Source organism: Lactiplantibacillus herbarum, assembly GCF_001039045.1.
In the GTDB taxonomy this organism is placed as follows: domain Bacteria; phylum Bacillota; class Bacilli; order Lactobacillales; family Lactobacillaceae; genus Lactiplantibacillus; species Lactiplantibacillus herbarum.
In genome coordinates, this window is the sequence record NZ_LFEE01000003.1 from 33,684 (window position 1) to 55,181 (window position 21,498).

General features: G+C 42.8%; 19 protein-coding genes and 1 pseudogene. 13 read left to right on the forward strand and 7 right to left on the reverse strand.

The window, feature by feature from the left end; all coding sequences use genetic code 11:
* Positions 1-55: 55 nt before the first annotated feature.
* Complete coding sequence (locus tag ACG95_RS01480) at positions 56-1,447, reverse strand: sensor histidine kinase (protein ID WP_047998804.1); 1,392 nt, start codon at positions 1,445-1,447, stop codon at positions 56-58.
* Positions 1,434-2,138 (reverse strand): response regulator transcription factor, encoded by a 705-nt coding sequence (locus ACG95_RS01485; protein WP_047998805.1) that lies wholly within the window; start codon positions 2,136-2,138, stop codon positions 1,434-1,436. The genes ACG95_RS01480 and ACG95_RS01485 overlap by 14 nt, the downstream gene beginning before the upstream one ends.
* Positions 2,139-2,308: 170 nt before the next feature.
* Between ACG95_RS01485 and ACG95_RS01490 the strand changes: the two genes are divergently transcribed.
* From ACG95_RS01490 to ACG95_RS01510, 5 genes are all read left to right on the forward strand, one after another.
* Complete coding sequence (locus tag ACG95_RS01490; protein ID WP_047998806.1) at positions 2,309-2,596, forward strand: hypothetical protein; 288 nt, start codon at positions 2,309-2,311, stop codon at positions 2,594-2,596.
* A gap of 78 nt (positions 2,597-2,674) precedes the next feature.
* Positions 2,675-3,406, forward strand: coding sequence for a MurR/RpiR family transcriptional regulator (locus ACG95_RS01495; protein ID WP_047998807.1), 732 nt, complete (start codon positions 2,675-2,677; stop codon positions 3,404-3,406).
* A gap of 301 nt (positions 3,407-3,707) precedes the next feature.
* Positions 3,708-5,030 carry a PTS cellobiose transporter subunit IIC gene (gene celB, locus ACG95_RS01500; protein ID WP_047998808.1) on the forward strand — a complete coding sequence of 441 codons (1,323 nt, stop codon included), beginning with the start codon at positions 3,708-3,710 and terminating at the stop codon, positions 5,028-5,030.
* A gap of 192 nt (positions 5,031-5,222) precedes the next feature.
* Positions 5,223-5,900 carry a KxYKxGKxW signal peptide domain-containing protein gene (locus ACG95_RS01505; protein WP_047998809.1) on the forward strand — a complete coding sequence of 226 codons (678 nt, stop codon included), beginning with the start codon at positions 5,223-5,225 and terminating at the stop codon, positions 5,898-5,900.
* Complete coding sequence (locus ACG95_RS01510) at positions 5,818-7,515, forward strand: SH3 domain-containing protein (RefSeq protein ID WP_237756425.1); 1,698 nt, start codon at positions 5,818-5,820, stop codon at positions 7,513-7,515. The genes ACG95_RS01505 and ACG95_RS01510 overlap by 83 nt, the downstream gene beginning before the upstream one ends.
* A 177-nt stretch (positions 7,516-7,692) precedes the next feature.
* On the opposite strand, the gene ACG95_RS01515 is transcribed toward ACG95_RS01510, so the two are convergent.
* Positions 7,693-8,004 (reverse strand): hypothetical protein, encoded by a 312-nt coding sequence (locus ACG95_RS01515; protein ID WP_047998810.1) that lies wholly within the window; start codon positions 8,002-8,004, stop codon positions 7,693-7,695.
* Between the two features lie 219 nt (positions 8,005-8,223).
* Between ACG95_RS01515 and ACG95_RS01520 the strand changes: the two genes are divergently transcribed.
* The gene (locus tag ACG95_RS01520; RefSeq protein ID WP_047998811.1) at positions 8,224-8,478 is read left to right on the forward strand and encodes a hypothetical protein; all 255 of its coding nucleotides are present in this window, start codon (positions 8,224-8,226) and stop codon (positions 8,476-8,478) included.
* A gap of 123 nt (positions 8,479-8,601) precedes the next feature.
* Here ACG95_RS01520 and ACG95_RS01525 read toward each other — a convergent pair whose 3' ends face one another.
* The gene (locus ACG95_RS01525) at positions 8,602-9,633 is read right to left on the reverse strand and encodes an LCP family protein (RefSeq protein WP_047998812.1); all 1,032 of its coding nucleotides are present in this window, start codon (positions 9,631-9,633) and stop codon (positions 8,602-8,604) included.
* Between the two features lie 274 nt (positions 9,634-9,907).
* Between ACG95_RS01525 and ACG95_RS01530 the strand changes: the two genes are divergently transcribed.
* From ACG95_RS01530 to ACG95_RS01540, 3 genes are all read left to right on the forward strand, one after another.
* Positions 9,908-11,302: an FAD-binding oxidoreductase gene (locus ACG95_RS01530; protein WP_047998813.1), complete on the forward strand. Its 1,395-nt coding sequence runs from the start codon at positions 9,908-9,910 to the stop codon at positions 11,300-11,302.
* A gap of 141 nt (positions 11,303-11,443) precedes the next feature.
* A complete protein-coding gene (locus ACG95_RS01535) occupies positions 11,444-11,731 on the forward strand; it encodes a hypothetical protein (protein ID WP_047998814.1) in 288 nt (95 codons plus the stop codon).
* Positions 11,732-11,776: 45 nt separating this feature from the next.
* Positions 11,777-12,469: a GTP pyrophosphokinase gene (locus ACG95_RS01540; RefSeq protein ID WP_047998815.1), complete on the forward strand. Its 693-nt coding sequence runs from the start codon at positions 11,777-11,779 to the stop codon at positions 12,467-12,469.
* Positions 12,470-12,693: 224 nt separating this feature from the next.
* Here ACG95_RS01540 and ACG95_RS01545 read toward each other — a convergent pair whose 3' ends face one another.
* Entirely contained in the window at positions 12,694-13,269 is a 576-nt protein-coding gene (locus ACG95_RS01545) for a TetR/AcrR family transcriptional regulator (RefSeq protein WP_047998816.1), read from the reverse strand.
* A gap of 233 nt (positions 13,270-13,502) precedes the next feature.
* Here ACG95_RS01545 and ACG95_RS01550 point away from each other — a divergent pair, with 233 nt between their 5' ends.
* The 4 genes from ACG95_RS01550 to ACG95_RS01565 all read left to right on the forward strand — a co-directional run bounded on the left by ACG95_RS01550 (position 13,503) and on the right by ACG95_RS01565 (position 20,392).
* Positions 13,503-17,336: an MMPL family transporter gene (locus ACG95_RS01550; RefSeq protein ID WP_420324092.1), complete on the forward strand. Its 3,834-nt coding sequence runs from the start codon at positions 13,503-13,505 to the stop codon at positions 17,334-17,336.
* Positions 17,337-17,428: 92 nt separating this feature from the next.
* Positions 17,429-17,992: a DNA-3-methyladenine glycosylase I gene (locus tag ACG95_RS01555; protein WP_047998818.1), complete on the forward strand. Its 564-nt coding sequence runs from the start codon at positions 17,429-17,431 to the stop codon at positions 17,990-17,992.
* A 238-nt stretch (positions 17,993-18,230) separates the two neighbouring features.
* On the forward strand, positions 18,231-19,721 hold the full coding sequence (locus ACG95_RS01560; protein ID WP_047998819.1) for an ABC transporter permease: 1,491 nt from the start codon (positions 18,231-18,233) through the stop codon (positions 19,719-19,721).
* A gap of 11 nt (positions 19,722-19,732) precedes the next feature.
* Positions 19,733-20,392 carry an ABC transporter ATP-binding protein gene (locus tag ACG95_RS01565; protein WP_047998820.1) on the forward strand — a complete coding sequence of 220 codons (660 nt, stop codon included), beginning with the start codon at positions 19,733-19,735 and terminating at the stop codon, positions 20,390-20,392.
* A gap of 125 nt (positions 20,393-20,517) precedes the next feature.
* Here the strand turns inward: ACG95_RS01565 and ACG95_RS01570 are convergent, their stop codons facing one another.
* Together ACG95_RS01570 and ACG95_RS14935 are read right to left on the reverse strand one after the other, a co-directional pair.
* On the reverse strand, positions 20,518-21,237 hold the full coding sequence (locus ACG95_RS01570) for a CPBP family intramembrane glutamic endopeptidase (protein ID WP_047998821.1): 720 nt from the start codon (positions 21,235-21,237) through the stop codon (positions 20,518-20,520).
* A 162-nt stretch (positions 21,238-21,399) separates the two neighbouring features.
* Positions 21,400-21,498, reverse strand: a pseudogene (locus ACG95_RS14935) (aggregation-promoting factor); the annotation flags it as partial.

Here is a 21,498-nt window from a genome sequence, read left to right on the forward strand (position 1 = left end):
ATGATCTAAAAAGACGGTAATACCTGTTGCAAAGGGTAATTACCGTCTCTTTAGATTAATCTTTAGCTGTTGATAACATCCAACTAACCGTGAAAATACTTCCCTGAGGCTGGTTGTCCGTCACTTTGATGGTTCCCTGGTTCAGAGCAACTAACTGCTGAACGATGGCTAATCCCAGCCCACTACCTTCAATCGCTTGCGAACGAGATTGGTCGACCCGGTAGAAGCGTTGGAAAACGGCCTGTTTCTGATCATCAGGGATTCCTTCACCTAAATCAGTCACGGCTAGTTCAACGCGCTGGTCTGTTTGATGTAGACTCAGCGTGATCGGTTGGTTATGTGGCGAATACTTATGAGCATTATCTAGTAACGCAACAATAATTTGTTGCAGCATTTCCGCGTTGCCTAAAACATGAATATTCGGATCAATCGCGAGTTTGACCGGTTGATCGATCGATGGCTGGTAATGTTCGCCGAGTTCTAGCATCAGAAATGATAGGTCTTGATCTGTTAGTTCTAACTGAGCGCGGTCAGCCCGGGATAGATGTAGTAAATTCTCGATTAAATGTTGCATGCGTAGTGATTCCTCGTCAATGAAGTTCAACGATTCCGGAATAATCTCAGGGTGAGCGTCACCACGCCTGCGAATCAGGCTGAGATTACCACGGACGGCGGCAATCGGAGTCCGTAATTCGTGCGAAGCATCTGAGATGAATTGACGCTCATGTTGCAATCGCTGATTTTGGGTGACTAATAATTCATTGAATGCACGGCCCAAATCGTTGATTTCACGGGGGCTTTCAGGAACGCTAAGAGTCGGTTGGTCGCTATCTGGATTATTCGACGTGTACTTAGTTTCATGTAATAGCGTGATTGTTGGGGCACTCAGGCGAGCTGCCAAACGATGGGCCCACCAAGCACCTAGTCCTAATGCCGCCATCGTAATCAGTGCCATTAAAATAATCAGAATGAGCAGACTATTGAATAGGCGACCGAGACTGACCCAGAGATGGTAAGTGTTGGCACCATCTTTTTGCGTATATGATAGAAAGAAACCGAATCCGCGAACGTAGATTAATGGTCCAACTAGCTTAGTTTGAGACTTACTAAAGAAGGCTTTTGACGATGGCGAAGTGATAATAGTTCGCTTGGTCTTAGTCGCCGTTGTCAATGTTGCTTTTTGCGTGGTGACCCGAATGAAGGCGGGTTGTTTTGTATTACGTGTCGTTGTATTGTTCCAGTGAATAAAACTAGGAACGTCTTTGATGTTGGCTTGATTCAAGCTACTCATCAGGTCACGAGCTTCTCGCGTGGTATTCAGAGTTTGCTGCGTGCCAACCACGACTAATGTAATCAGGCTCACTAATAGGGTGATTGTCAGCATTAAACGGCGAATCGCCCTATTGATCAATTGTTCGTAGGTTGGAATCGATTTATTCTTGGACATTCGACATCGGCTCCCTTAGTTTGTACCCAACGCCCCGTACCGTTTTAATCAGTGGTGCTGCATCTGGCGTTGCTAGTTTACTACGCAAATAGCCCACGTAGACGTCGACTACGTTTTGCTGTCCCAGAAAATCAGCGCCCCAGACCTGATCAAGGAGATCATCGCGAGTGAAGACTTCATCTGGATGGGCGAGGAAGAATTGTAAGAGATCGTATTCACGATGAGTTAGAATGACTTCTTCATCAGCATTAGTGACGCGGTGGGCTTTAGTATCCAATTGTACGTCGTCTGCTTGATAGACTTGGTTCACATCAATCTGATTGTCGGCACGACGTTGAATGACACGGATGCGCGCCAATAGTTCTTCGATCTCAAACGGTTTGGTGATGTAGTCATCGGCACCATTATCGAGGCCGGCGACCTTATCACCGATATAGTCGCGAGCAGTCATAATAATAACTGGCAGCTGGTCGTGTTTACGGATGCGGCGTAGTACTTCCATCCCATCTAATTTGGGTAGCATCCAGTCCAGTAGAATTAGTAATAGTTCGTTTTGGTGTTCCTGATAAGTCTCCATGGCGGCTAACCCATCACTGGCAACTAAGACGTTAAAGTCCTCAAATTGAAGTTCCTTAGTCAAATAGCCGGATAAACTTTCTTCATCCTCAACGATTAAAATCGTGTTCTTCATGGGTCCCGTCCTCCTGATAACCTAATTTATGCTTAATTATAGCGAATAATTATGACGGAAACCTGATATTTTGACTTATTTTCATAGATTTATTCGAAGTAAATGAAAGCGCCTCAGTACTTGTGCTAAACTTGTACTAAATTATAAGTGTGGAAGGTAAGTGAGTATTCATGGGACTTTTTGGTGATGCCATGCAGGCGATGTATCACAGCGGGCACTACGGCTACAATATTAATGTGAAGAAGACGGCTCCAGCAGTCGATCCTAAGGAAGTGCCAGAAATTGCAGATCTAGGTCGGCTTAATCGAACACCAAACTTTAAGACGTGGTCAATTGATTCACCATATAAAACGGCTGAATTCACAGAAAAACTAGCGCTTGCCGTGGAGAACTGTGATTTAGAGATGGCAGATATTGAGATCAAACCACAAATTGACGGTCGCTGGGGCGATAAATAACGGAATTTGTTCCCACAACTTTTAGTGATGAGTATCAATTATGTTATAGACCAATATTAAGGATTTAGGGGTGAGCAAATGTTCTCATATGATCAGGTTCAGCAACTCAACCGGTTAGAAATTGAAGTTTATAAGTATATTACGGGTCATCCTGTCGAAGTCAGTACGATGACGATCCGGCAATTGGCAGATCACAGCCATGTGTCAGCAACGACGATTTTACGGTTTTTGAAACGAATGGGATATGATGGCTACGCTGAATTCAAATTTAGGCTAAAAGAACAACTGCGACGAGATGCAGAACAACCACTATCTCAGACGGTGGTTCCGATGCGTGTCTTTTTTGATCGCATGAACATGGCGGATATGACGGCTAAAATCAAGCAAGCGACTCAGTTGATTCGTGACGCTAACATGGTGATTTTAACGGCTTCGGGGACTAGTGCAGGTCTGGCGAGTTATGGGACCCACTTGTTAGCTAATTTTGGGGTTTACAGTATGATGTTGAGCGATACGCATCAGCCACATCCAGTGAATAAACGTGATTTAGCAGATACCGTTTTATTAGTTGTCTCGGTTTCTGGCGAGTCTGAGGATGTGATCGAGCAGGGCGTCTATTATCAGCAGAACGGTGCTAAAATAATTGCGATTACGGCTAGCAGTCACTCAACATTGGCAGGAATTGCTGATGTCGTGCTGAGCTACGATACACCCGAAGTTCAAGCCATTAGTGGGGGGAGTACGTTGTCGCAGTTACCAGTAGTCTATTACCTAGAACAATTGGCAATGACGGTCCAACCCTTGGCGTAGACCAGTTTTTGTGGAAATTGTTCCTGATTTGGAACAATTTCCATGATTTAAAACACCGTCCGAATTTAATTGAAAGGGTATACATTCAAAAGGCAATGGGTATAATAGAAAATGTAGGAAGCGCATTCATGGGTACAAATGCTAAAAGGCAGGACTACTTTGAAACGGATTTAAGCATAACGTTCTACATATTCAACGAGTAATCGGCCATTATTTATTGAACGTTGTGATTGGTTTCATGATATCTGAGACTAACCGTTGCACGAATCGTCGCTTTTAAATTATTTTAGGGGGTCACGACATGAGCGAGAATAATAACTCTAGCTTCGTCAACGACCGACTCATTCCTTTCTTCGGAAAGATTGCTGGTTCACGGCATCTAATCGCATTACGTGATGGGATGACACTTGCCGTACCAATGATTATTATTGGGTCAGTCTTCATGATCATTGCACAATTCCCTATCAAAGGTTACCAAACCTTCATGGCGAATACCTTTGGTGCGAACTGGGCAACGATTGTTCAATATCCAACTAACGCATCATTCCATATCATGGGGTTGATTGCGGTTATTGGGATTTCATATAACTTGGCTAAAAGTTATAAAGTCGATCCACTGTCTGCTTCGATTGTCTCATTAGGTGCATGGTTCTTAACGATTCCATTAAACACCGATAAGGCAGGAGCACTGTGGGTTCCACTGACACAACTTGATTCAGCCGGTTTGTTTACTGCTCTTATTATTGGTCTATTTATTACTGATTTTTACGTCTTCATGGTTCACCGCAATTGGACAATTAAGATGCCTGATAGTGTTCCACCTGCAGTCAGCAACTCGTTTGCTGCCTTAGTTCCTGGTTTCATTATCTTATTCTTGATTTGGTTACTTCGGATGTTGGTTGAAGCAACGCCAATGCAAAGTATTCCAAACGTTATTTCCTTCGTTTTGGCACGACCACTTGGGCTATTAAGCAACACCTTACCAGGTGCTTTAGTTGCTGAATTCGTTGTATGTATTCTTTGGATCTTTGGGATTCACGGTGCCAACGTCGTTTCCGGCGTTATGCAACCAATCTGGTTGGCCGCAATGTCACAAAATGCTGCCGCTTTAAAGGCTGGTAAAGCATTACCAAACGTTGTTACTCAACAATTCTTTGATAACTTTGTTCACATGGGTGGTTCTGGTGCAACTTTAGGCCTAGCTTTCATGATTGCCTTTGTTTCGAAGAGTTCTGAATTCAAGACTTTAGGTAAATTGATTATTGGACCTGCTATCTTTAACATTAACGAACCAATCGTCTTTGGTTTGCCAATCGTTATGAACTACCGGATGGCAATTCCATTCATCTTAGCACCACTAGTTAACGTTACAACGACTTACTTTGCAATGTCGACTGGCTTAGTGGCTAAGACAATCGGGGTCATGGTTCCTTGGACCACGCCACCAATTATCTCTGGTTACTTAGCAACGATGCACGTTTCTGGTGCGGTATTACAACTTGTTAATATCGTGTTGGATGGTGCCATCTACTACTTCTTCTTCAAGGCCTTAGATCGTGATAAGGTTAAGGAAGAAAAAACATTTGCTGAAAAAGAAGCTGCTGGCGAAACGGTCAACGCATAATTTAACAGTATAATGAAAAGCGCTCGGATTTATTTCGAGCGCTTTTTTTGTTGTTTTAATACTGATGTGTAGTGGGGTTAACTATTTATCTATAAAATAAATTTTAGGTATTCGCTTCTAAGGTCTTGAATGGAAAAGGAGAACCTTTATAATAAACTTAGGCAATCAAATTATATTTTAAAGGATGGCAACATGAACTATAAATCACAGAATCCAATCAATGTCACTCAGAAACAGCGAATCAAGTTATATAAATCAGGGAAACTTTGGCTAGCTGCTGGTTTAACATTTGTTTCATTTGCAGGTGGTGCGATCGTTAGTAATCCTAACGTTCAAGCAGATACTGCTACGACTAGCGCAACCGTAACAAGTACTAGTGATACCACTAGTGCTGCTAGCGAAGCAACGACTCAATCAGCCAGTGTTGCATCAACTAGTGCTACGAGCGCATCAGTAAGTGCTGCTTCAAGTACTGCAACTAGTGCAACCTCAACTAGCACGACTAGTCAATCAACTAGTACAGCCTCAAGCGCTGCCACCAGTTCATCAACTAGCACTGCTTCAAGTACTGCAACTAGTTCATCAACGAGTCAGGCTGCTAGCACTGCAACCAGTCAGGCAACTAGTTCAGTAAATACTGCGACTAGTCAAGCAACTAAGGCTGTAACTAGTACTGCAACTAGTCAAGCTACTAGTACTGCTTCAAGCACAGCAACCAGTCAAGCTGCCAGCACTGCTTCAAGTCAGGCTACTAGTGTAAGTTCTTCAGCTAAAACTGTCAAAGCAGTTGCTGAATCAACTATTACAACGGCTGCTACAACTGCCGCAACCGTTACGGATGTTTGGCGACACAACTCGGCCACGGGTTGACGTTGTTGACGTTTCATCATACCAAAGCGCGATGACGCAAGCAGACTTTAATAAGTTAAAAGCATTAGGTGTTAAGACGGTTATCGTCAAAGCTACTGAAGGTACGACTTACGTAAACGGATCAGCTGTAAGCCAAGCTCAGATGGCCAATAAAGCTGGTTTAAACGTTGACTTTTATCACTACTCAACGTTCAGTACAGCTACTGCTGCTAAATCTGAAGCAACTAATTTGGCAAAATTCTTAGTTAACAACAAAGTTTCTACTAAAGTCTTATTGTTCGCTGATATGGAAGATTCACAATCTGAATCAGTCAATGCAGAAGCTAACCTGAACGCATTCTGGACGGTCTTAAATTCATATGGTTACACGAACCATGCCGTTTATACTTCAACCACATACTTATACCGTGATGCTGTTATCCGGACGGTCGGGACATCACGTGTATGGCGTGCACAATATCCATACACACCATCAGCTAACAACCTATGGAACAAGTCTGATGCCGCATGGCAATTCTCTTCAACTGCATTATTGCCATCTGGTTCAGATTACACAGGTTACTTAGATGTCAGCATAAGTTATACTGGATTAACTGAAAATAGTGCCGGTACTAGTACTTTTGTAACAACTAGCACGGGTAACACTAATACTGGTAGTACCAGCACCGGTAATACTAGCTCAAATACTAATAAAACCACTACCCAAAATGTTTCTGGTTGGTACACGTTCACGGCTAACACTTCAATCAAGAGTTCAGCTAGTGATAGTGCTAAGACTGTTGGGACTTACAGTAAAGGGAACCGCGTTTACTACAATGCCAAGATTACAACAAATGGCGAAACATGGTTACGTTACTTAAGCTACAGTGGTGCAGAACACTACGTTAAGATTGCTAGTGCAACTACCACGACTAAGCCAAGCACTAGTACTTCCAAGACGACAATCGTATCAGGGACATACAAGTTTACTGGGACGACTGCTATCAAATCATCTGCTAGTGATTCAGCTTCAACTGTTGGAAATTACTACAAGGGTAACACAGTAAACTACAATGCCAAGATTACGGTTAATGGCGAAACATGGTTACGTTACCTAAGTTATAGTGGTGCACAACACTACGTTAAGATCAGTAGTTCAAGCACTTCAACTACAACTAAGCCAAGTACTAGCACTTCAACGACTACGGCTGCAACGGGAACTTACACGTTTACGTCAGCAACTGCTATCAAGGGGTCTGCTAGTGACTCAGCATCAACGCTTGGCACTTACTACAAAGGTAATACTGTGAACTACAACGCCAAGGTTACGGTTAATGGCGAAACATGGTTACGTTACCTAAGTTATAGTGGTGCACAACACTACGTTAAGGTTAGCGGTTCAAGCACAACTGCAAGTACTTCATCAAATAGTACTGCAACAGCTGCAACTGGCCGTTACACTTTCAAGACCACGACTAATATTCGGACTGGTGCAAGTTTAAGTTCTTCAATCACTGGCCAATACTATGCTGGCGAATCAGTCTACTACGTTGGTAAGATTTCATCTGATGGTTACCAATGGTTGAAGTATATTTCAAACTCTGGCGCATACCACTACGTCGCAGTAATCGGCTAATTGCTGGTTAATAGATTAGGTAAATAGTTTTCAAAAAGGCGTCTTAATTCAGCAATGAATTGAAACGCCTTTTTTAGTGTGATAGACAAGAATGTATACGCTATAGAAGAATAGTAAAACGCTACAAAAAAGCGACTGAAAAAATCTCAGTCACTTGCTAATTCGGATAAGCTTATATTAACGGGTGTGGAATTGTGGGTGCAGCATCCGCGGGTGTCCATGATCCTCACCCTTGTATTGAAATAACCAGTAATCGTTTTGCGGCAAATCACTACGAGCAATGAGATGGGTGATCGTGTAGCGAATAGTATCCGCATTCGCATCCGTCCATAAGCGCCAAGTGGGTAGCTTGGAGGAGTGGACCCGTTCCCAATCGCCCAATGCTTTGTCGCTGGCCGTCAAAGCAGCTAGTAGCTCAGGCTGTTCAGTACCGGTTAGTTCAATGTAGTAACAATACTTTTGTGTATGAACTGCATCAGATTTGATCATTACGGGATAACTCCTCCATTTATGAATTTGGTAATATCACATATTATATTTTCTAACAATATAGTACAACCGTTTGACTAATTTAGCTAGTATTTATATCATCTGTTATCAAAATGTAACAATCAAAGTTGCAATTAAAATAATGAGTGTCGCCCCTTGACCTGAAACGGGTTTCAGCATTTATATTATAGTAAGGATGATGAGGGGAGCGAATCTAAGATGGAAACCGGAATTTTAAAACAAATTGATTTAACGACAACCACAGAACGATATTTCTTTGTGCAGGTCCAGCGACTGGCGGGCTACATCTGGATTCGTTCGTTACAGAACTTCAAGCCTTTAGAGATCATTGTCAAAATGAGTGATTTACGAATCGGCCAGCACCGAGCAGTCGCGGCTCGTGGGGATAAACAATATGAATTTAATGATGATACTAGTGGGTTGGTTACGCAGTTAACGGGCTGGGTACAGTAAATAAAGAGTGGTCCAGCAGGCGGTTATGCTCAGTCCCTGCCTGCTGGACCACGTTTCGGCTATTAACCTCCAGAACACAAAAAATGGGCTACGATGAAAAATCGTAGTCCATTTTTATTGGTATTAATTCGTACTATCCGTATAGGTAATCTTATCTAATCCTTGAGTATCATAGTTAAGATTAGTCTTACCATCATAAGTCGTATTTTGCGCATTGAGTTTAGTCTCCATATTATTAAGCGTCGCAGTCTTTAGTCCTAGCTGTGTGCGTAATTGGTTGGAGGTTGTCTGCAATGTCTGGGTGCTGAGGATCTGGTAGGAACTGGTGTTGATCCATGCTGGTGACCCGATAACTTGGGTCGATTGAATGTGTTGCATGTTGCTGCGGTCGTGAGTTGCGAGCCCGACTAAGTCATCAAAGCTAAGGTCAGTCTTTAAGTTGCCTTTTAATGAAGTCAAGAGTTGGTTATACCGACTATAGGTTTTAGTCTGAGCTAGTTTAGTTAAGACGGCCCGCATCACTTGTTGTTGCCGTAATTGGCGACCGTAATCACCGCGAGGATCTTGATAACGCATCCGGGTGTAAGCTAGCGCCTGTTTACCATTGAGATGGTGCTGGCCCTTAGTAACTGTAATATGATCAAAAGTCACATTTAGTGGACTGGTGATGGTAACCCCGCCGACAGCGTCCACGATTTGCTTAAGGCCACCCATGTTGATGGTGGCGTAGTGGCTGAGTGGAACATTTAGTAGTTTGCTAACACTAGCTTTTGCCATAGTTGAGCCGCCAATATTATAGGCCGCGTTCAACTTTTGGACATTGGTTTTTTGATCGCCAACCATTTCAGCCATTGTATCCCGTGGAATACTGGTAATAATTGTTTTCTTAGTCTGAGGGTTGATAGTAACGACCATGATCGTATCAGAGTTTCCCTTATCAATACGGCCATCTGCACCCGTATCAACACCCAATAGTAAGATACTTAGTGGTTTGGTCGGATTCACCTTGGTCTGATTGTTCCCCGTATAGACGTCTGATTGGTAGCGTGCCTGTGCTTGGTGAATAAGAACACCAATAGTAATGATAATAACAATAATAATAAGACCGACCGCAATTAACAGTGGCCGCCGTTTTGAAGATGCCATGTGACGCATGTTCAAATCCCCCTTTTAATGTGGATCGGTTGCGTATTTCCCCACTAGTTTTATGCCGTATTGAACCGATAGTCACTAGCATACCCGGTTAATACTTGCTCGGGAAATACTTATTTTAAGTGTAGGTAATTCAAAAAATAGATACTAGCAAAGGGGGTTGGATTGGAAACTGAGTGAATTAGGATGACAAACTGGAAGAACAGATTAGGTGTTTGTTCAGCGTCATTGGCTTATACTGACCATATCTTAATCAATTAAAAGCGAGGTCTTGAATTTGACAGTTTTTCGAGCATTTTCTAATCAAGAAATATTAACCTACTTGACGGCACAAGTACCTGATGGCCGTGTTTTGACCGATGATAGTACGTTGAGGCAGTACTCTTTTAGTGACAAACAGACCGGTGACGACAGTGGTTTGGCACTAGCTTATATCGAAGCGCATTCGACCAAAGATATTCAGGGCGCACTGAAAGCTGCTCGTAAGTACCATCTTCCCGTAATTCCGCAAGACCAGATGACTAGTACGGTGATTGGTGCGGATGGGTTAACGGATAGCTTGATTCTATCCACTGCTAAAATGAACCATGTGCTGGATATCAGTAAGGCTGATTCAGTGGCCGTGGTTGAACCTGGTGTGATTAACGGCGATCTCGACAAGCTTGCTCGTGAGCAGGGGATGTTCTACGCGCCAGACCCAGGTTCTAAGCCAATCTCTGGGATTGGCGGTAACGTGGCAACCAATGCTGGTGGGATGAGTACCGTTAAGTATGGTGCCACTAAAGATAACGTACTAGGTGTGAAGGTCGTCTTGGCAGATGGTCGTGAGATCAAGCTAGGCGGACGGACCCTCAAACAGGCTTTCGGCTATGATTTAACCCAATTAATGATTGGTTCAGAAGGGACCCTAGGGATTATTACTGAAGTCACTGTTAAACTCCTACCAATTCCACTAGGGACGCCGGTAATGGGTGTGGCTTTCTTCGATAATATGACAGAATTGGCTAAAGCTGTAACAGCAATCCGAATTTCTGGCGTCTACCCAACAATGCTGGAAGCCTTAGATGGTAACACCGTGGCTGCCTTAGATCGATATGAAAAGACTCATTATGCCAAGGACAGTGCGGCCATGCTGATCTTTAAGCTGGATAATGGTGGCGCTGATAGCATGAAGGTAGTAGAAGATATACTGACGGAACAACAGGCTAGCAACGTAACTATTACCACTAAACCAGAGGAACAGGCTGATTTGGAACAGTTACGTCGTGACATGTTACCCGCAGTCTTTGCTGGTCAGAATCATATTATGGAAGACATGGCAGTGCCGTTGTCACAATTGGCACCCTTAATGGACTACATTCAAGATTTAGCGCAACGGTTGAACGTTGATATCTATACGGCTGGCCATGCTGGTGATGGTAACGTGCACCCAACGCTGGTTTGGCCTAAGGAAGCAACGAAGACGCCAGAAGCAGTTATTATTGCGTTGCAAGAGATGTTCAAGAAGACCTTGGAACTCGGTGGTACGATCTCCGGTGAACACGCAGTTGGTATGCTGAAGAATCAGTGGAATAACGCAGAACTTGGCGAAGACGTCGACATGTTACAACATCAGATCAAGGCACTCTTCGACCCAATGAATCTGTTGAATCCTAAGCGTAAAATCAACTAGGGCATTAAGTTTTGGTATTAGTAGGTTAACAATCATTGCATAACTAGCTAGAGTTGTTTTATGATTAACTTGTTACTATATAAATTAGTCGTTGGTTATTCATAAATCATTTGTTAATAATCAATGTGAAGGAGGCCCCACTTGATACCAAAAAGCGCGCGCATACGCCTCGAGTTTGATGCTGAAGTTTTACGTAATGAAATCCTAGCTGTTCATGATTTTGAGAGCTTCCAAGGGTTTTGGCACCGGTTTGAGAATTTTCTGGCGGATCGAATGGTGATGGGTCATTTAAATGTATTAGAAAGTCACGGTTGGGTTCCTAGTGACTTTGAAGACGTTGACAGTCAGTTGGCGTATCAAGTTGGCGAAGAAGCTTATCGTGTGGATTACACGCAGCTAGCTCGTGAGTGGACCGTCACGATTCGCTAGTGAGGAACAAGAGAGAATTGAGTCTATTATTGGAGCGGATAACGATTGAGCACAACAAATTCTAGAGCAAACGCGGATGACGATCAGTTTTTACCGGCGCCACCGGAACTTTTACAAGCTGTTGATCAATTGAAGGCTTATTCGTTGCGGTATGAAGTAGCGATGAAGCTTGTATTGGATAAATTAGATTATATTAGTCGTGAATACGAGTTGCGTTATGGATATGCCTTAATCGACAGTAAGCAATCACGGATTAAATCACCAGAAAGTATTATTGGTAAACTGCAGCGTAAGCACTTACCGTTGACGTTTAACGCGGTTTTTAGTGAACTACATGACATTGCGGGTATCCGACTGATTGTTCGATTTTTAAGCGACATTAAGACGGTGGAGGATTTATTGGCGACGCAGGCAGATATTAAGGTTCTGCGGGTCAAAGACTATATCCACCACCCTAAGACGAATGGCTATCAAAGTTTACACCTTATCTTAGGCGTGCCAATATACACGGTTGATGGCCCCAATATTATTGAGGTGGAACTACAGATTCGAACGATTGCTATGAATTTCTGGGCGTCGTTGGAGCATGAATTAAATTATAAGAAAAATGTGCCAGAGCAGGCGACGTTACAAGCATCGTTGACTAAGAAGGCACAATTAATTACTGAATTAGATCAAGAAATGGATGACATTAAGCGACGGATGTACCAATCCAAAACGCCACCGCAGTCATCATAAAAATTAGTCCCAGCTAATCACAATTATGTGTTTAGCTGGGACTATTTTAATGAATTAAACGTTTAGAAGCTAGATTGCTTTCGTTAATATTAGTGGCATGGTACCTTAGACTAGGTAAGATAATTTTATGTGCATTTTGTGAATAATTATTTTAATGCACAGAGGATTATCACGTGCCGTTTAATTAGTTAATTGAACGAATAATGTGGGTAACTCAGACTGACCTATGATTGATCGGCCAAGTCTTTAAGTGGTTTGCCACGGTACCACCAGTCATTGATGAAGCTAGCCAGTTGTTCTGGGGATTCATGCAAGCCAGTTTTAAGCCAGTAGCGTACGACACCCACGATGCCGTTTAGGTAGTACTCGAACATGTACTCCTTTTCACGGTCATGGATGCCGACGATTTGGGCTTGATTGTGCGCGAAGATTTCGCGTTTGGTGGTGGCAATAAAACTCATTAGAAAGTCCTGGTCAGTAGTAAGAATAAACGACGTAACCGCGTGGCGCTTCTTAACAACTTCGAAGATGCCTGTCAAGATGGCTTGTAGCGAGTCTGGATTCAGATGTTCGTCAATGACGGCTAAGAGTTCCTTAGTTGCATCTTGCTCCATTCGCTGCATACAATCCTTGACGTCTTCATAGTGGGCGTAAAAAGTCCCTCTGTTGATGTCAGCGGCCTTACAAATTGCGGTGACTGTAATCTCATCAATTGATTGCTGTTGCAGTAATTCAATTAGGCTGTCTTGGATCAAACGTTCAGTCATTTGCGCGCGTCGATTGTTTTTAGTACCTACCATATGGACTTCCCCTCATTATTCGTACAGTATAATTAGATTTGTTTATTTAATGACGATTATATGAAAATTGTTGGTTGAATTTCCATCTGTTTTCATTTAACATATTGTTATTATTTAAACACATTGTTGGTTAAATGTCACGATGTCGTTTTAGAATCTGAAATAGGGAAGGGATACAGATTGAAAGGGGCCGTAAACGTTTTACAATCCAAGCGATTGTTTGGCTGGTTGTGATGGTAGCGGCCATCATTTTCCTACCAAACGTCAGTAACCTAGTACGTGACAAGGGTCAGACGCAGTTACCAAGTTCTGCGAAGAGCCAAGTTGCAAAAGTCATTCAAAATCACTGGGGGCGTAACCAGAACAACACGCGTCAAGTTGTGGTCGTCTTCAATAATGGCGATTCCGCACTAACTAGTGATCAGAAGCAGGCGATCGATGGGACGATCAAGCACTTCAAGAACAACAAGTCGAAATATTACATCAAGTCAATGACGGCTGCTAGCGATAGCTCAGAAGCCAAAGCACAGTTGATTTCAAAAGATAAATCAACCGAATTGTTACAATTAATGGTTGGTGAGCATCAAACTGTTGCTAATATGACTAAAGATATTACGGCCGGTGCGAAAACCAGTGGTGTTAAGACGTACATTACTGGGAGTGACATCTTAAATGATGACTTCACGCAGGAAACCGAAGCCGGGATTCAGAAGACAGAAATCATTACGGTTATCTTCATCTTTATCGTTCTGACACTCGTTTTCCGGTCACCAATTGCACCATTAGTTTCATTATTATCCGTTGGGGTATCGTTCATCATCTCATTGAGTGTTGTGATGAACCTAGTTGATAAGTTTAACTTCCCATTATCAAACCACACCCAAGTCTTTATGGTTGTGGTGCTGTTCGGGATTGGGACCGACTACAATATCCTAATGTTTGATCAATTCAAAGAAGAGCTCAGTCATGGCGATAGTCCGGTTGCCGCGACTGGGAGAGCGTTAAGAGTTGCCGGACGAACCATTCTATACAGTGGTTCTTCACTATTGATTGGGTTTAGTGCGTTAGGTTTAGCCAACTTCTCAATCTACAAGTCAGCAGTTGGGGTTGCGATTGCGGTTGCAATCTTACTACTCGTCTTATTGACATTGAACCCGTTCTTCATGGCATTGCTAGGACCACGGTTGTTCTGGCCAAGCAAGAAGTTTTCAGGTGGTAGTACCAGTAAGATGTGGCATGGTATTTCATCTGCATCGGTACGCTACCCAATTATTGCTCTAGTAGTTGTTCTAGGGGTTTCATTACCATTCGTCTTAACGTATAACAGTGAATTGAATTACGATACGTTAGCTGAATTGGGAGATACGGTTCCCGCTAAGCAAGGGTTCCAAGTCGTTCAGGATCATTTCTCAAAAGGGACGGCAGAACCATCGACGCTTTATATTAAGACCGATCATGCCTTAAATAATGAAAAAGACTTAAAGGTCATCGATAGCTTAACGAAGCAACTACAAAAGGTTGACGGTGTTAAGACGGTAGCATCAGTAACGCAACCGGGTGGCTCATCAGTTGATCAACTATACGTTAAGGACCAATTGAAGACTGTTACTAGTGGGATGAAGAGCTCTAGCAAGGGCTTGACTAAGATTAGTAGTGGGTTGGATAGCGCTAATAGTAAGTTGAAGAGTGCCAACCTTTCTGGGAGTGTTAGCTCAGCTAAGGAATTAGCAGATGGTGCTGACCAAGTTGCATCTGGTTTAAGCACTTTGAATGGTAAAACTGGAACGTTATCCAGTGGTGCTAGTCAATTGGCAAGTGGCTCTAGCTCATTGGCAAGTGGTGTCGTTAGCTATACTAACGGCGTCTACACTGTCAATAAGGGCTTGAGTACGTTAAATAGTAAGACTGGGACTCTAAGTTCAGGTGTTGCTCAGTTATTTAGCGGGACTCAATCATTATCAAATGGTTTAGACACATTGAATAGTAATAAATCTACAATTGCTTCCGGTACCAATAGTTTAACTTCAAGTACAGCAGAATTACAAAGTGGTTCTAAACAGGTTTCTGATGGTTTAACTGAATTAGAAACGCAAATTAAATCTGGCTCAAGTTCAGTTAGTGCGTCTCAGTTAAAGGAATTAGTTGCAGGCTTGAATACAATTAATTCTAAGATGCAAACATTGGTTGATGGTTCTAGTAAGCTAGAGTCTGGAATGGCAACCTTGAATAAGGCTGCAGAAACGACCAAGAATGCACAGTCAGCAGTTACATCTGATATGACAACCATTCAAAGCGCATTGGAAAGTGCAGCAAAATCCGATGCGGCCAAGACTAGTTCAACAACGACTTCAGTAGATGCCAATACAGTTGCTTCAGCAGCAATGGCTGCAGCAGGATCGTCAGCAACTTCTGAGCAGAAGGCTGCTATTAGTTCCGCAGTAACGTCTGCAGTTGATGCTCAAAATAGTGCAAATGCTAAGACTAGCACTGCAACAACTAGTGCTACATCTTCAACTTCTGGTGCCCAATCAGGGTTAACTGCATTAGCTGATTTACAAAAGCAATTGACTGCTATGTCTTCTGCAACGGCAGAATTACAAGATTTAAGTAACCAGTTGAGTGACTTATCGAGTGTTGGGACACTAGCTAGTGCAAGCATCTCTGCTAATAAGCAATCAATTGAGGCAGTTCAAGGCTTACAATCAGCTTTAACACAAATGCAAACATTAGAAACTGCAGTTGGTAAACTATCAGATGGTTCTAACCAAGTAACGTCTGGCTTAAGTCAATTACAAAGTGGAACGACTGTATTAGCTTCTAAGCTAAATCAATACACAAGTGGTGTTTCAACCTTAGCCACTGGTGCTAATACCATTAACAATGGGATGAGTAGCTTAAGTTCACAAGTGCCAACGTTAACGACGGCTATTAGTGCGTTAAGTACGGGTACTAGTACGTTAAATAGCAAGTCTAGTGAATTAAATAGTGGTGCTGCTCAACTTGCTTCTGGTACAGCATCATTAAATGCGCAAGTACCAACATTAGTAAGTGGTGTAAGCAAGCTAAATAGTGGTGCTTCACAAGTTGCTACTGGTAATGAAGAAATGTATACCAGTATTCAAAGTCTTGTCACCCAAATGAAGACCCTCCAAGATGGGTTAACTTCTGCCAGCGATGGTGTGAAGACTATCAACAAGGGTACTGGAACGGTCAACACTTACTTGACTGGTTTGAAGGATTCTGCGGCCGCAGACACTTACTACGTGCCTAAGAGTACCTTGAAGGGTAGCACTTACAAGACTGCCTTGAAAGCCTACATGTCAGGTAACAACCACGCAACTAAGATGACGATTGTCTTGAGTGAAAACCCAAGTTCGAAGTCAGCGATGAATAAAGTTGCTGCCATCCAGAAACAAGCAACTAATAGCTTGAAGGGAACGTCATTAGATGGTGCTACGATTGCTATCGGTGGTCAGACTTCTGAGACTAACGATACACAATCAATCGCATCAAGTGACTTTGTCCGGACGGCTGCTATCATGTTGGTCGGGATTCTAATCGCCTTAATGGTTATTACCCGTTCAGTATTGCAACCATTCTACATTATCGGAACCTTATTGTTGGCTTACATCATGTCCTTGAGTATCACGCGGATGTTGAGTAGCTGGATCTTGGGTGAAAGCATGTTAACGTGGAACACACCGTTCTTCGGTTTCATCATGCTGATTGCCCTCGGGGTCGATTACAGTATCTTCTTGATGATGAAATACCGTGAGTTCGATAATTCGGCGGCAACACCAAGTACTCGAATTGTCAGAGCTGCCGGTGTGATTGGAGCCGTGGTCTTATCCGCTGCCTTGATCCTGAGTGGGACGTTCGCTGCCTTGATGCCATCTGGTGTCTTGACGCTGATCCAAGTGGCAATGGTCGTGATTATCGGGTTAATTATCCTGGTATTCGCTATTCCAACCATTATCCCTAGTTTGATTCGTTTAACTTATCCGTTAACGGATCGCATGGAAAATGAAAGTACCGCGGATGATCAGACGAAGCGTAGTCACAAGTAAAATAAGTAAGTTATGCGATAATAAAGTATAACCAACTGGTGCCACCCAAACGTTGTGTTGGGTGGCACCTTTTTTATGAAGGAGATGGTTGAATGGAACGATGTTCTTGGGCGAATTCAACACCCGCAATGCAGGCGTATCACGATAATGAGTGGGGACGGCCGCAACATGACCAACAAAGATTGTTTGAATTACTCTGCTTGGAAACGTATCAGGCAGGGCTGAGTTGGCAAACGGTGTTAAATAAACGGGCTGCCTTTAATGAAGATTTCTACGATTATGATATTGAAAAGGTAGCGGCCATGACGGATGAAGATGTTGAACGACTCTTAACGGATGCCCGGATTATTCGTCACCGGCAAAAGCTCAACGCAACGATCAACAATGCGCGGGTGATTCGTGACTGGCCAGCTGGACCGAGCTTTGAAGAGTGGCTGTGGAGTTTTGTTGATAATCAGCCAATTCGGCAAGCGTGGACTTCAGCTACGGAGTTACCTGCAACTAATGACTTAGCCAAACAGATTTCAAAAGCGTTAAAGAAGTTGGGCTTTAAGTTTGTGGGGCCGACAACGGTCTATTCTTACTTGCAAGCGGCTGGTCTCATCAATGATCACTTAGTTAGTTGTGATTGGGCACCAGAAAAAGTAAATGCATAGATACGATAACGCTGAAAGACCGTGATGAAGATCATGGCCTTTTTTTTGTAGCCTCATATTACTTAAAATTCTGAATGACCCATCCCTTTAGAGTGTTCGATAGCGTTGATATAAAATATTCGGTTTCCGTCCGATAAAATGACTGATAGAATTCACAATTAAATCGGATTTACCGTGTAATTTGAGTAACAGTAAACGCAATCGTCATACTAATAATTTACCTGAAGGAGGGTTAAGCGTGAATTTTTTCAAACGCGCATGGCTTAATTTAACGGCTAAAAAAGGCCGTTCAGTTCTACTGGTGCTAGTTACATCTGCAATTATGTTGTTTGTACTAGCTGGGTTGTTGATCCGCAACGCTGCGGATACGGCAACGACCAATGCCAAGAATAGTGTCGGGGCAACCGTCACTCTGTCTGCTAACCGGGAGGCGGCTTTTAAGAAGATGCGGAGTTCAACTTCGACTAGTAAGAGTAGTAAGCCGAAGTTAACCACATCACCCGTTAAGTTAAGTGATGCTACGAAGATCGCTAAGTTGAGTAATGTTGCCAGTTATAACGCAACGGTTTCAACATCTGCTAATGCGACTGGATTTAGTGCAATTTCAACGTCTAGCAGTACTGATACCGGTATGAAGGGTATGGGTGGTTCTACTAGCAGTGGTAGTGGTGATATTGCCATTACTGGTGTTACGACTACCAGCAGTGTCTCTACCTTTGAAAGTAGCTCAAGTAAGATCACTAAGGGTCGCGGCATCACTGCTAGCGATGAAGGCACTAATAATGTTGTGATCGAAAGTGAGTTAGCCAAAGAAGACAGTTTAAGCGTGGGTGACACGATTAAACTGAAGGGGACTACTGGTGATAAGAAGACTTACACAATGAAGATCGTCGGTGTCTACAAGGCCTCTTCAAGTGCAAGTACGCAACAGGGTCCTGGTAGTACGGACGTTTCAAATAGCGTCTATACTTCTTATACCTTTGCCAATACCGTTAAGGGTTCAAAATACAAGAACACGGCTGATTCTGTGACCTTTGAAATCTCTGATCCAGCCAAGGTAAGTGCCGTTAAAACATCTGGTAACAAGTTGATCAGTACGTCTAAGTACTCATTGACCACGGATGACAGTAGTTACCAAACAGTTAAGAGTTCAATGGACAACGTTAAGTCGTTTGCCGATAAGATTGTGTGGTTAGTGGCCATCGCTGGGACGATTATCCTTGCCTTGATTGTCATCTTAATGATTCGTGAACGTCGTTATGAAATTGGTGTTCTATTATCATTAGGTGAGAGTCGTTGGAAGATCGTTGCACAGTTCTTCATGGAAATGGTCATGGTCTTGATCGTTTCAGTTGTCTTAGCTGGTTTCGGTGGTAAATTCGTTGGTAACAAGTTGGGTGATCAGCTAGTTTCTCAACAAACGACTACGGCAACAACCAGCACAACGTCAACTAGTCAGGGTCAACCTGGTGGTACTGGTGGCGGTGGTGCGCCTAGTGGTAATACTGGTGGTAGCAAACCAAGTGGCAATATGCCAAGTGGTCGCGGCCAAGGCCAAATAGGTAGCACTAGCACTAATGCAACGGCCAAGACGGATCTAGATATCAACGTTACGGTAATGGATCTAGTTGAGTTAGGCGGCTTCGGGCTGGCAATCATGTTCTTGTCGATCATGCTAGCGTCAGGTGGTATTCTACGACTACAGCCGAAGAAAGTCTTAATTGATTAGGAGGACCCGGAATGTTAAAAGTAAATGACCTTGGCTACTGGTATGACCGCCAAGAAAATAGTTTGTTTGAACACGTGAACCTTGAGTTCAAGTCGGGTAATTCCTACGCAATTGTGGGACAGAGTGGTTCTGGTAAGACGACCTTTCTCTCATTACTCGCAGGCTTAGATAAGCCCCGTGCCGGACAAATCGAAATGAACGGCGAACCGATTAATAAAATTGGTTTAACGAATTATCGAAAATCAAAAGTTGCGATTGTCTTTCAGTCGTATAATCTGTTGACGTATATGTCACCGTTGGATAATTTAATGACAGCGATGGCGATTACGAAATCTGAACACCGTGGTGATAAAGAATTCGCCATTAAGATGTTAAGACAGCTTGGATTAACCGATGATCAGATGAAGAAAAATGTCCAACGTTTATCTGGTGGACAACAACAACGGGTTGCGATTGCACGGACAATGGTCTGTGATGCCAAACTAGTTGTTGCAGATGAACCGACTGGGAACTTGGATGAAGAAAATACCAAGTATGTGATTGAACAGTTCCAAAAGATCGCCCATGAACAGAAAAAGTGTGTCATCATTGTTACCCATGAACCAGATGTTGCGGCTGCGTGCGATCATTCGTACCGGTTAGAAAAACATCAATTTGTGGAAGAAACGTAAGCCAAGGTTATTGAGTCAAGCTCGTAACATTGATTTACAGTTGAAATGAATGATAACTATTAAAATACGGCATCTCAGAAATTTAATTCTTTCTGAGATGCCGTATTTTTTGAGTATGTTCATTATCACTTAGCTATGGTTTTATGAGATTGGTTTAGTATCCAGATTAAAATCAGTACGACAATAATTTCTAAAACTTGAAAGCTGGCGGTGGAGGTAATCAGTGGGAGCTTAATTGGTGGTTGTAATAGACTAAAAAAGTCATTAGCCGCATGAATACCAATGGGCCACCAGAGTGATTGCGTCCGAACGGCCAGCCCGCAGAGCAATAGGCCTAAGACAAAAGTAAATATCAATTGTAATATTGTCAGGTTTACGCTCTGGTGACTGAGGTTGATCAAATGAGTCAGACTGAATAACAAACTGCTAATGATAGCTGCCGCTACTAGTCCAACCGAAGTACGGAGAGATTGAAAAATAATACCACGGAAAAAAGTTTCTTCAAAAAAGCTGATGAAACCAGCCATTAGCAATGCTGATACGATGGTTGTAAAGTGTGTGGCAGTAATTAAACCGTAGCAGCTAATCAGAATAGCGATGACTAAAGTGGGGCCTGCACTGGTTAATTGCTGATCCCAAGGTTGTGCTGATCGGTAGTGAACTGGCTGGTGCAGCCAGCGATCATTAAGAATCAGGACAAATATGGTTAACAATGATTCTTGGAAGCCGATTGTCACTAAGGAGGGCAATTGACTAAAGGGTGCAGTTTTAAATAATAGTCCGATGATAATCAGTGCACTGAGTACGGTTAGCCATAGTATCCCGATTAGTCGAAGTTGGCGCATAGTTTCACTTCCTTTATAGCACTAAGCATACGCTTATTTTGCAACCGGAGTATGAAAAAAATGATTAATTAAAGTGAGTTTTGATGGATGCTGACAAAAAAACGGATGACTACTCAATTGTAGTCATCCGTTTTGTAATTAAATTTAATAGTTTAGTTAACTCTAGTATGAACCGTTAGCAACCCAGTAACTCTTAGCAGCTGCCCATGAACCGTAACGTGAAGTAACGTATTGATCAGCAACACGGTCTTGGTTAGCAGA